Raw genomic sequence first — 12,824 nt, forward strand, 5'->3', positions numbered from 1 at the left:
GGCCGGGCCAGCCGATGATGACCTATGAGGGAACTGTCGTCACCCTGTGAATGTTTGCGAGCTGCTTTCCGTATAGGGAAGCGGGCGGTCAGCCAAGTGCGTCGCACGGATGGACTGTTGGGGCGAAGCGGGCGAATTGGCGCGCACGAAGGGGGCTTCAGGGTGGGTTTGTTGCGTCGTGAAGCCTCATTATGCTTTCAGTCGCATTCGTAGCGTAGCCGCCCGTTACGCACCGTGATGATCATCACATCGCCCTCAGGCATCTGGCGCATCTTCACAGTCTGATCACAGAATCTACGCTGTCTGACAAGTCGTCACGCGTGGTCCGTCGCGGGTCCCGCTTCAGTGGCCCGGGGGGACCTCGTCGTGTTCGATCGACTTCCGCATGCCCGCAGGCGTCGCCTGGCACGCATGGCCGTGCCGGTCACGGCCGCCGCGCTGCTGGTCGGGCTCCTGCCCGTGCAGGCACTGGCGTTGCCCCCGGATCCCGCGCAGGAGGAGATCGGGCGCGAGTCGCTGGCCCTGGAGGATCTCGAGCAGGAGACGCCGGTTCCGGGCAAGGGCTCCAGTCGCCACCTGGAGACGCTACGGGCGGACGTCCCGCCGGACCTGCTCGCGGCACCAGCCAACACGACGACCCCGCCCGCCGGAACGGGCTCGGTCGTCTTCGGCTCGGCCACGAGCACGGCCCCGGCGACGACCACGAGCACAGCCACGACGACGGCCGTTGCGACGGCCACGACGAGGGCGGAGACGCGGGCAACCGCCCATGCGCAACGGGCGGCGTCCAAGCCCGCCGGCGCTCTGCCGGTCAGCCTCGGGCAGGCCCCCGACCAGCCGACGCCGACGGGCACCTGGCAGGTCACCATCCCGGAGCGCACCTCCGCCATGGCCCAGGGCGTCGACGGCGCAGTCATGGTCGTCGAGGCTCCCGCTACCGGGGCAGTACCGGTCTCCGTCAACCTGGACTACTCCAGGTTCAAGAGCCTCTACGGCGCAGACTGGGCCTCCCGACTGCGTTTCGTGCAGTTCCCCGACTGTTACCTGACCACGCCGGATGACGAGGCCTGCCAGGAGTACGAGGAACTGGAGACCGCCAACGACACGGCGTCGACGTCCCTCACTGCCACCGTCGATCCGGCCGCCGACGGCACGGTGACCCCGGCCTCCGTGACGTCCTCGTCGCACCGGAGTACCGGTGCGATCCAGGCAGCCTTCGGGAAGTCCACCTCGGCAGCTCTCGCAGCGGCGCAGGGCAGCAGCACGGCAGTGGTCGGCGCCGTCGACTCCGGCAACGGTGGCGGAGGCACCTTCAAGGCCACGCCCCTCGCCTCCGACGGCAAGTGGGAGGCGGGAGGATCGTCGGGTGCGTTCACGTGGTCCTATCCGCTGACCGTGCCGAGTCCCCCCGCGGGCCCGGCACCCAAGATCTCCTTCGACTACAACTCCCAGACCGTGGACGGCCGTACGGCGGTCTCCTCGCCCCAGGCTTCCTGGATCGGGGAGGGCTGGTCCTACGACCCCGGCTCCATCGAACGCCGCTACCGCGACTGCAAGGACGACCGCAAGACGCTCAAGGCCGGGGCCCCCAACAACTCGGCCAAGAAGGACAAGACATCCGACCTGTGCTGGGTGTCGTACAACGCGGTGATGTCGCTCGGCGGCAAGACCACCGAACTGGTCCGGGACGCCGCCTCCGGCAGTGACCCGGAGAAGGACACGGAGTTCTACCGTCCTCAGCAGGACGACGGCACTCGGGTCGAGCACCGAGTCGGCGGCACCAACGACGACAACAACGGCGAGTACTGGGTCGTCACGACCACGGACGGCACCCAGTACTACTACGGCCAGAACAGCGTCGGCGGCGGCCACGCCACCACCAACTCCGTCTCGACCGCCCCTGTTTTCGGCAATCACCCGAGCGAGCCCTGCCACGCCACCTCCTTCGCCGACTCCCGCTGCGGCGCGGGCAAGCAGCAGGCCTGGCGCTGGGGCCTGGACAAGGTCGTCGACGTCCACGGCAACACGATGATCGTCAACTGGACGCAGGAGACGAACTACTACGCCGTCCGCAAGAAGTTCAAGTCGCCCGAACAGTACGACCGTTACGCCTACCCATCGTCCATCGAGTACGGCATGCGCCCGGACAGCCTGACCAAGCCTTCGGCGACCGTGCAGTTCGGGGTCAAGCAGCGCTGCCTGAAGTCGGAGTCGGCGTGCGCCGCGGCCAACTTCACCAAGACCGACGACCCGGGTGCCTACCGCCCCTGGTGGGACACTCCAGGCAACCTGAACTGCAAGTCCACGTCCAAGCTCTGCCCGGCCTTCCCGTCGTTCTGGACGCAACTGCGCCTGGACACGGTGACGACGAAGGCGGCGCGCGGGGGACAGTCGGGCCTCGGCCTGGTCGACAAGTACACGCTGCGCCAGTCCTTCCCGGAGGACTGGTACGACAGTGCTCCCGGACTCTGGCTCAACTCGATCACCCGCACCGGCTACGCACCCCGTGACACGACTGGCACCCTCCAGTCCAAGGACGGGATCAGCTTCGCGCCGTACACGGTCGGCGCCACCTCACCGCTGCACACCAGGTTGAAGGACCGCCAACTGCCCAACCTGGTGCTGAAGGGCAAGACCGACCAGCGTCCCGGATTCACCCGCCCCCGCATCGGAGTGGTCTCCACGGAGTACGGCGGCGACATCGAGGTCGAGTACACGGGTGGCTGCGCCACCGAGCCCGCGGAGGACAAGGGCAAGAGCAACGGGACCTGCTACCCGGTTCGTTGGTCGCCGGACGGTGACGAGAGGACTCCCGCGAAGGCATGGTTCAACAAGTACGTCGTCGACGCCGTCACGGAGATCGACAAGGTCACTTCACACGGCAAACCGGTCGTCAGCAAGTACACGTACTCGGGGCCGGCCTGGGCCAAGACCGACGACGAGTTCACCCGCCCCGCCCTGCGGACGTACAGCGACTGGCGCGGCTATCGCCAGGTCAGGGTGGCCAAGGGCAGCAAGTCCGTGTCCGAGGTCGGCGTCCCGCAAACCCAGTCGCAGTCCGTCACACGCTACTTCCAGGGCACCGGTGGCCAGGTCAAGGACTCCACGGGCACGTACACGCTGCTGTCGGACGACGCACCGCAGTACGCCGGCATGACCGCAGAGGCCATCACCTACGTCGACTCCGACGGGACGATCCTCAAGCGCACGCTCAACTACCCATGGTCCAAGCAGACCGCGTCCCGGACCAGGGAGAACGAGGACGCGACGGCAGCTGATCCACTGCTCGCCCATCGCGCCGGCGTCAAGCGATCGGACGAGATCCAGCACGTCGGCACGAGCTGGCGGGGCGTCCGCACCCTCACCACGGCGGACGACACCTACGGCCTTCCGACACAGGTGGAGACGGCGGTCGTCAGACCGAGCGGCAGCTCCGAGGTCCTGTCAGACCAGACCTGCACCAGGACGTCGTACCTGCACAACACGACGGCATGGCTGATCGGCCTGCCCAAGGAGCAGCGCACGACGGGCGCGTCCTGCGCCGACTACGACACGGCCGATCCGGGGACCAGGCTCAAGTCGGCGGCCCGGTACACCTACGACAAGTCGACGTTCGGTGCGACACCGACGAAGGGCATGGTCACCTCGGTGGCCGAAGCCGACGGGACCGGCACCGCGTACCCCGTCGTCACCGACACGACGTACGACGACCTCGGTCGTGTCCGCACGGTCACCAAGCCCGGCACGAACACGGGCACCAACGAGACCCAGTACACGCCGGAGGCCGGCGGTCCGGTCACCTCGACGAAGGTCATCAACGCCAAGGGCCACAGCGTCATCACGACCTTCGATCCCGGCCGGAGCCTGCCGCTCACGGTCACGGACGCCAATGGTCGCGTGACCCGCTCCGAGTACGACGCGCTGGGCCGCATGGTGAAGGGCTGGACACCGTCACGTTCCTCGGGCGGCAAGTCGCCGAACGTCGTCATCGACTACCAGCCGGCCGTCGCCTCCCCCAGCGAGAACCGCCCGGCCGCCGTAACCGTCGACACCCTCAAGGACGACGGCTCCTACGCCCGCCAGACCTCCCTCTACGACGGTCTGATGCGTGAGGTCCAGACGCAGACCGAGGCGCACGGCGTGGGCCGGATCATCGTGGACACCGACTACAACGACCACGGTCTGGTTGCCGAGAAGACCGCCGGCTACCTCGCGAAGAGGGAGCCGAGCACTGAACTCTTCGCGCCCAGGTCCAAGTCACTCATCCCCAGCTCCACCCTGTACCGCTACGACGGTCTGGGACGCGAGCACCGCGCCTCGGTCTACCACGGCGACGCGTACAAGCACGAGACGTTCCACTTCTACGACGCGGTCAGCACGACGGTGAACCCGCCGGGCTCGACGGCTCCGAGAACACGGACGTACTTCGACGCTCTCGGCCGGGTCACCTCTACCCGGCACTACACCCAGGACGCCTCCAGCGCGACCGCGGGACGTACGACGACCTACGAGTACGACGCCCGGGGCAACCGCCACAAGGTCACGGATCCCGCGGGCAACGTCTGGTCGTACAACTTCGACGCCCGTGGCCGGGTGACGTCCGCCACCGACCCTGACACCGGCACCACGGAGACGCGGTACGACGGGGCCGATCGTCCGACGTGGGTCAAGAACGCACGCAGGCAGGAGACCTTCACCGAGTACGACGTCCTCAGCCGCCCCAGATACGTCCGGCAGGGCTCGGCGACCGCGACGCCCGTCAAGGAATACAAGTACGACGACGCGGCCGGAGGCATCGGTCAGCCCTCGGAGTCCGTCCGGCACACGGACACCGGCGACTACGTCAACCGCGTCACCGGCTACGACGCCGAATCCCACGTCACGGGCAGCGAGACGGTCATCCCGGCGAACGCGATGACGACCGGGCTCTCCGGCACGTACGCCTCCTCCTACACCTACACGCCCACCGGCAAGCCGAACTCGGTCACCCTGCCGGCCAAGGGCGGCCTGGCACAGGAAAAGGTCGTCACACGCTACGACGCCGACGGTCTGCCGGAGTCGACGTCGGGCCTGGCCTGGTACACGGCCGACGCCACCTACTCGCCCTTCGGCGAGGTCCTGCGCACGGTCTCCGGCTCGCAGCCCTACCGCGTCTGGACGACGAACTTCGTCGACCCCCACACGGGCAGCCTCCAGCGCACGGTCACGGACCGCGAGGCAACGGACTCGCACCGCATCACGGACGGCTACTACTCCTACGACACGACCGGCACGATCACCTCCAACGCCCGCCGGTTGACGGACGCGTCCGGCTCGACGTGGGACACCCAGTGCTTCACGTACGACGTGATGGGTGAACTGGCGCACGCCTGGACCTCGAAGATCGAACCCGTCGGCAACGGCACCGGCTGCAAGTCGGCGAACGGCACGACGTGGGGCCCGCGCACCACGTACGCCGTCTCCTCGGGCCCGGTCGCGGACGCGGCGGACGCGGAAGCCGACGCGACAGCCCCAGACTCCTCCCTCTCCTCTACGCTCGCGGCGGCGGCCCCGGACGCGGCTACGGTCGCCACGGGAGCGACGGCCTACCGCCAGTCGTACACCTTCGACTGGCTCGGCAACCGGGCGAAGATGACCGAGCAGGACCCGGCGGACGCGACGAAGAACGTCACCTCCACGTACGGCTACGGCAAGACGGTCGCCGCCAACGGCACGGCCCCGTCGTACACGGCCCAGCCGCACACGATGACGTCGACGGCGTCCAGCCCGACCGGCAAGGACAGCACCTACACCTACGACGCGTCGGGCAACACACAGGTCCGCGACCTCTCCGACACAACCCAGAACCTGGTCTGGACCCCGGAAAACAAACTGGATTCGATCACCGACGACGGCAAGAAGACGACCTACGTCTACGACGCCGACGGCAACCGCCTGCTGGAGAACTCGCCGTCGGGATCGACCCTCTACCTGGGCGATACCGAGCTGACGACCAACACGACGGGCACCATCACCCAGGCAGCGCGCTCCTACACCCAGGCGGGCGCTCCCACGGTGGTCCGCACGACGACCAACGGCTCGACGACAGGCCACAAGCTCAACGTCCTCGTCGCGGACCATCTGGGCACGGCGAACACGTCCGTGGAGCTGTCGAGCGGTCAGCCGGTGACACGCCGAGCGTCCAAGCCGTACGGCGAGTCAAGAGGCCCGAAGCCGACCAACTGGCCCAACAGGCGTGGCTACCTGGGTGTCGGCATCGACGACGCGGTCACCGGCCTGACGCACATCGGCGCGCGCGAGTACGACCAGTCCGCGGGGCGGTTCCTTTCGGCGGACCCGGTGATCGACATCGCTGATCCGTTGCAGATGAACGGATACGCGTATTCCAACAACAGCCCGGTCAGTAACAGCGACCCGTCCGGCCTCTGGTGCTCCAGCTGCAACGACGGCCAGGGCTGGACGCGCCCCGACGGCGGTACCGAAGGCGACCCCGACGGTGGGTTGAACTCCGATGGAACTGTGCGCGGTACACCGAACAGCGGCGGAGGTGGTGCTGCTTCGCCGAATGTGCAGTCCGTCGTCGTGGACCTCGGTGATGGCAAGCCCGCCTTGCCGCCGAAGAAGGTCTACCAGGAATTCCAGAACAAGCTTCCTGGCACTGGTCAGTTGCAGACGAACAAGGTCTACTTCAGCGATCTCAGCTATCAGCTCATGGTGGAGCTCTACTTCCGTGAGCGGTGCAGCTTCAGCTTCACGGACGGGTGCGGTGAACTCCGCAAGTTCTATGACGGTTGGAAGCATGTCGACAGCATTGACGCCGTTGACACCTGCCCCATATGCGGAAATGTTGGCTTCCAATTCATCATGGACCGCCTCGGTGCGGGCAGAGCTGGGAAAGTCAGATGGGGTTCTCCTTGCGCCCAGTGCTTCCTGGCCGGCACGGACGTCCTCATGGCCGACGGCACCACCAAGGACATCGAGAACATCAGAGTCGGCGACAAGGTCCAGGCCACTGACCCCAAAACAGGCGAGTCGGGCCCCAGGAATGTCACCCGCCTCATCATCACCGAGGACGACAAGCACTTCAACGAGCTGTCCATCGCAACAGAGGACGGCATCGAGAAGCTGACAGCCACGCACGAGCACCCGTTCTGGTCCCCATCAGAGCGACGCTGGGTCGAAGCGCAAGCCCTGAAGCCGGGCATGACTCTGCTCACCGACGAGGGCACGACCGTCGTCATCACGGACAATCGCCCGTTCATCAGGCACGCACGGACTTACAACCTCACGGTCGATGACCTCCACACGTACTATGTGCTGGCGGGAGCGACCCCGGTCCTGGTTCACAATTCAAACTGCTCCAGTAACGCTAAGATTCTTGGCGAAAACCTCGAAGCTTCTGGAGTAACCCGGCCTGCGGAGACTGCTGCACATCACATTGTGGCCAGTACCTCTCCGAAGGCGGCAGCGGCGAGGCAGCAGCTTGCGAGATTTGGAATCGACATCAACGACGCGAGTAATGGTGTTTTCTTGCCGCGCGGGTCAGCGTCGGTTAACCCATCAGGCGCATCAGTACATTCGCGAATCCATACGAATGACTACTATGCCAATGTCAACAACCTGATTGGCGGCGCGAGAAATGCCAGTGAAGCCCGAGATGTTCTAGAGCATCTACGAAGGCAATTGCAAGGTGGGTACTGGCCGTAGGTGAGTGTGTAACCTTGCCGTGGTGCGGCCGCGCCTCTGCGGCCGCACCACGGCAAGGTGGTAGGGATCTTGAAGCGAGTTAGGGAGACAAGCGGTGAGGCGACCGATCGACTCTGCGCTTAGCGTGGCGCAAGGCGTTGTTGACCAGCTGGGATCGAGTCGAGAGGTTCCAACTGTCGAGGAAGTTATGGCGGCCGTCAACAACTTCGAGCGGGTTGAGTTCGATGTCCCGAGCGGAGCCGACTCCGATGGATTCCTTTTTCAGTATGGCGAAGTGAACTGGTTTCCCGAGCCGACATTCACGGTGGGCTTCGTGCGTCAAATGGAACTCGTTGATGCCGAGGGGGAGCATGAAGGGTACTCGCAGGTGCAGCTTGAGTACCGATATCTAGTTGATGCTGACCTGCGGTCGCTTAAAAGCCATAACTCCTGGTGGTTCCGTGGCGATGGGACGCCGTTCGAGGAATGGCTCAAATTGGTGAAGCGGGATCCCGTTTGGCGAGTCATTCGAGAGAAAGCTCCTATGGAATTTTGTATCTCGCAGGAGTTGGCCTGAATTCGATAGTTCAGTGAATTGCTGCGCTTACGCATCGCATTTTGTGGCTGAATTCGAGATCGCCTCACGCGGCAAAGCAATGGACCCCTTCTGGAGATCCTAATTGATGGGGAATTTAAGGTCCTTGGTCGGCAGCGTCAGTGGGCGGAGGCGGTGCAGGGTGCCGAGTGTGTAGATGGCGTCTCGCAGAGACGGAGTCCGGCCGCTGTCTACTGATTTTCATGAGAAGTCGCGTCGCCTGGTCGTGGGGCTTGCGCCTGTTCGTGAACACGCCGTGGCATCTTCGGAATGGGGTGGAAATTTCGCTCTAGGTCGACTTCTGCCAGGTCGGTTCGGTCACGTGGTCTTCTCTAGATGTCTCGGGCGATGTGGTGGATGAGGTCGCAGGATGCGATGGGCCTCAGCGCGACTCGCGATAGTTCCCCTGGTGCGATCCGTCACCACGATATAAAGGCGAACTCGACGATAAAAAACTGAGAGAGAATGCGCTTTCAGTGGACCGGGCGGTCTGCGCGGTGCAGCGTGGGCCGGGGCGTCGTGCTCTAATCCAGGCTACGGCGCTGGGGTCAGGGTCAGCGAATTAATGGGGGAATGAGAAGTGGCTGTGCGGATCGTGCGTATCGCCGTGATGCTTACGATGATAGTGGCTGTGCCGTTGACCGGCTGCGGCAGCAGCGGTTCCGGGAGTGAGGGCCGAATAACGTCTGCGGTAGAGGCAGCCCGGCGATATCAGCAGGCCATGCTGGACAAGGAATGGAAGGTGGCCTGCGAGGCGCGGACCGAGCGCCTACGGGGAGGGACTGTCGCCGCGTGTATCAAGGAAACCGACGTGCCCCGTTTTAACAAGTACCCGGACGCTCGGGTGATCACTGGTGAGCCGTTCGAGATGAAGGCCGGTGGTGCCCACGTGGCGGGGGTGGGGCTGCGAGTATCCGTGGAGCTCGATCCGACGACGGGTCTGCGGATAGACAGCGCCCTCCGACTCGTACCCGGAGAAGACGAAGATTGGCTCGTCGATCAAGCGGTCAACCTCGACGAATCCACGGGTACAGACCCAGATGCTGTCCGCGCCGCGCTGCAACGCAGGTAGCCGAGCCGGGAGAACGGGCGGTCGGTCGGCCCGTCTCGAACATCCTGGGGAAGCTCGGTGTCTCCGGCCGGGGCGAAGCGGCGGCGGTGGCCCATGCACGGAGCAAGACCCGCCGGGCAGACCCTGGACGACGCCTCAAGTGTCGCCAACAGGACCACGTCCCAGCCGTTCCGTCCCAGCGGCCCCGCTTGAGCGGTACGCCGATGTGGGCGTGGTCCAGATGTTGTTCTGGTCACGGCGAGTCGATGGAGTGCTGGAGCTTGAGGGCGGATATCAGTGCTCCGAACTGTCGGGGACTGATCGCTAGGGTCAGCCGTCTGGAGCAGACCAGGGACGTTGATCACATGTGCCACCCGCAGGGCCGTGGCGTGATGCTCGACCTCGGTCAGATCCAGTACGCGCGGGGACAGGGTGTCCCGGTACTCCTCCCCCCCCCGGGCGCCAAGCCCCAGACGGGGGTGGGTACTTCTTTCCAGCACCAGCCGCCCGACCCCTGTCGGCAGTAGCGACGTGTTCGCACCCGCACAGAGGACTGGCGACCGCCGCCCCCTGATGTCTGACCGTCACGCGCAGGAACCCAGGAACGCGTCGTCCACCCACCCTGCCAAGGCAGTTGGCGAGAGTGCCGTCGTCCGCCTGCATCGGCGAGAACGGAGAACACTCGTAGCCGGGCGCCGCACCGGATCGGTGAGGACACGACACGCTCGTAACCGGGGCGCAGCGGCACGGGATCGGTGAGGCCGCCGAAACCACCCACGACCGCGACAGCTCAACCAGCCACGGCATCACGGGGCTTGCCGCAGTCCGCCAGGATCTCGGCGGCCCGGCTCCGGTGTTCGCGGAAACGGCGCAGGTACGACCGCGCGAGGGGGCCCGGCGGGACCCCGCGGGCGAAGGCTCGCATGTTGCGTTCGCCCGCGTTGTAGCCGAGGGCGAGGAGTTCGTCGCGGGTGTAGCGGTGCACGTGCCGCTGGGGAAGGCTCCGGTCGAGGTCCTTCAGGTGCAAGGCCGCCGCGTGGACGGCGAAGGCGGGATCGTCGCGAAGGTCCTGCCACCGCTGCGACAGGCCGTGCGTGCGCCGAACCTCCTCGAACGCCGCGCGGTGCATGTTGGCCACGCCGAAGGACGCCCCGGGCTTCCACCACTGCCACAGCCGCTCCAGCAGCGGATGGTGCGGCTTGTACGCCTCATTGTGGAGCACGGTCATCACGAGCAGGGGCGACACTCCTGCCTCCTCCGCGCTGCGCACCACATGCGTGGCGTAGTCGGCCGGGTCGTAGCCGCCAGGACGCAACGGGGGCGTCCGCACGTCCCCGCGGTCCGCCGGTTGTGACCGTTGCTTCCCCGCCGCCGTCGACCGCTCAGCCATCCCCACGCACCTCTCCGTTGCCGCCCGCCCCGCCTGGACAGCAGGGCGTCCACCATCCCGAGGTCCGCATGCCCGCGCGGACCGGCCTCAATCCGAGCGCCGGACCCGCCGTTCCGCATCCCGCTCCGGGCTCGGAACGGAGTACGGCTGGAAGGGTCCGCCCCCGTAGTCCTGGTGTCCGGTCTGGTCGCAGTGTCGGGCGCACCCTGCCGAGCACGGCCTGGTGGGAGTCGGGGGCGAGGGCGTCGAGCGGCCGAGAAATGTACGGCCTTCAAGGATGTTGACCGGTCATTCGGCGGCACGGACCACGGCTTCGCCTTCGGCGACGTCCGCGGCACACCCGTCCGGGCGATCATCCGACCGCCACAACCAGCGCAAGGCGTCAGGGAGCAGGACTCCGCCGTGGTTGGGGTTGTGGCCGCCGTCGCCCAGAACCAGGCGGAAGTCGTATCCGGCTTCCGCGAGCGCGGCCGCGACACGCAAGTTGTTGGCGAGCCAGTTCGCTTCGGGCTCGTTCCAGCGCAGGTCACGATGGCCCGCTTGCAGGAAGACGCGCAGTGGCTTGCGGGGAACGCCGGGGATCAGTTCGGGGTAGGGGTTGCCGCCCGGCATCTGCGTGAAGCTGGACAGGTACCCGATGACGCGGCGGAACCTGTCCGGGCGCAGCCACGCCGCGGTGAAGGCGCAGTTGCCGCCGCTGCTGCCACCGCAGATGCCCCACCGGTCAGGGTCCTCGGCGATCGTGTACCGCTGGGTGACCTCGGGGATGATCTCGTCCAGGAGGAAACTGACGTACCGGTCGTCGAATGCGTCGTACTCGGTGTTGCGGTTCTTCGGGTCCTCGGCGTCGGGGAAGACGCCGGGGGCGACGAACACGCCGATGGTGACCGGGATGTCGCCGCGGTGGACGAGGTTGTCCAGGACGATCGCGCCGCGCACCTCTCCTTCCGGGTCCAGGTACCACCATCCGTCCTGGAACACCATCAGCGACGCCGGCTGTGCGGGGTCGTACCGGGCGGGCACGTGAACCCAGAACTTGCGGAACGTGCCCGGGTAGATCGCACTCTCGTTCCAGTCGAACTCGATTGTCCTGCCTACAGGCACGCCGGGCTGGACAGCCGAGTCGGGGCCGTGGGCGTAGCGAACGTCCGACTGGTCACGCGGAAGCGACTGGTAGGGCACCTCGATCATCACGCGGCCAACCTAGGAGAGATCCGGAACCCTCTCAAAGGGATTCTCTGCGGGCAAGCCTGGGATGTCGATCACGTGCGCCACCCACAGAGCGGTGGCGTGATGCTCGCCCTGGGTCAGGTCGAGTACACCGAGCTGCTCGACCTCGGTCAGATCCAGCACACGGGGGCCAGGATGTCCCGGTCGTGACCGGAGGCGACCGTCTGATGATCACTCGTTGAGGTGAGGCGGCTGTCATTCCCCCTGGGTACGCTGAGCCCACAGGCGAGACTCCGTCGCATGGGAGCACTGATGAGCGCCGCATCCGAGAACGGGCTCGACGACGAGCCGGCGTACCGGTGGCCGATCCCGCCCCCCGAGGGCTGGACCGCGGACGACCTCGACCGGATTCCGGGCCTCCCGCCGCACACGGAGTTGATCGACGGGAGTCTCGTCTTCATGAGTCCGCAGACCCGGTTTCACCTGCGCTGCATGCGCCTGCTGGAGTACAGCCTGCTGAGTCAGGCACCGGATCACATGGATGTAGACCGCGAATTCACAGTGCGGCTGGATGACAAGAACCGGCTGGAGCCGGACCTACTTGTGATTCCCGCCGAGGCGGCCACCGGCCCGTCCCAGACCTGGCACAGACCGGAGGACGTCATCCTCGCGGTCGAGGTCGTCTCGCCGGACTCCCGTGAACGTGACCGCGAGGTCAAGCCCCGCAAATACGCGGCAGCTGGGGTGCCGCATTTCTGGCGTGTCGAGCAGGACGACGACAAGGGCTTCCCCGTCGTCTACGTCTACGAACTCGACCCGGCCACCAAGGCCTACGCCCTCGCCGGCATCTTCCACGATCGGCTGAAGATCTCCGTGCCCTTCGACGTCGAGATCGATCTGACCGCCATCAACCGGCGTCCAGGCGCATAACG

6 protein-coding genes are annotated in these 12,824 nt (G+C 66.1%); 4 read left to right on the forward strand and 2 right to left on the reverse strand.

Annotated features, from left to right (window positions below; all coding sequences use genetic code 11):
- The first annotated feature begins 411 nt into the window (after positions 1 to 411).
- The 3 genes from OHA64_RS29965 (at position 412) to OHA64_RS29975 (ending at position 9,353) form a co-directional block, all read left to right on the forward strand.
- The gene (locus OHA64_RS29965) at positions 412 to 7,707 is read left to right on the forward strand and encodes a polymorphic toxin-type HINT domain-containing protein (RefSeq protein WP_405618248.1); all 7,296 of its coding nucleotides are present in this window, start codon (positions 412 to 414) and stop codon (positions 7,705 to 7,707) included.
- A gap of 94 nt (positions 7,708 to 7,801) precedes the next feature.
- Positions 7,802 to 8,263, forward strand: coding sequence for a hypothetical protein (locus OHA64_RS29970; protein WP_405618250.1), 462 nt, complete (start codon positions 7,802 to 7,804; stop codon positions 8,261 to 8,263).
- Positions 8,264 to 9,002: 739 nt separating this feature from the next.
- Positions 9,003 to 9,353 carry a hypothetical protein gene (locus OHA64_RS29975; protein WP_405618252.1) on the forward strand — a complete coding sequence of 117 codons (351 nt, stop codon included), beginning with the start codon at positions 9,003 to 9,005 and terminating at the stop codon, positions 9,351 to 9,353.
- 769 nt (positions 9,354 to 10,122) lie between these two features.
- Here OHA64_RS29975 and OHA64_RS29980 read toward each other — a convergent pair.
- On the reverse strand, positions 10,123 to 10,722 hold the full coding sequence (locus OHA64_RS29980; protein ID WP_405618254.1) for a lytic transglycosylase domain-containing protein: 600 nt from the start codon (positions 10,720 to 10,722) through the stop codon (positions 10,123 to 10,125).
- Between the two features lie 288 nt (positions 10,723 to 11,010).
- Positions 11,011 to 11,913, reverse strand: coding sequence for an alpha/beta hydrolase (locus tag OHA64_RS29985; protein ID WP_405624171.1), 903 nt, complete (start codon positions 11,911 to 11,913; stop codon positions 11,011 to 11,013).
- A gap of 291 nt (positions 11,914 to 12,204) precedes the next feature.
- Between OHA64_RS29985 and OHA64_RS29990 the strand changes: the two genes are divergently transcribed.
- A complete protein-coding gene (locus OHA64_RS29990) occupies positions 12,205 to 12,822 on the forward strand; it encodes a Uma2 family endonuclease (RefSeq protein WP_405618257.1) in 618 nt (205 codons plus the stop codon).
- The last annotated feature ends 2 nt before the right edge of the window (positions 12,823 to 12,824 follow it).

It is taken from the genome of Streptomyces sp. NBC_00076 (assembly GCF_045041235.1).
In the GTDB taxonomy this organism is placed as follows: domain Bacteria; phylum Actinomycetota; class Actinomycetes; order Streptomycetales; family Streptomycetaceae; genus Streptomyces.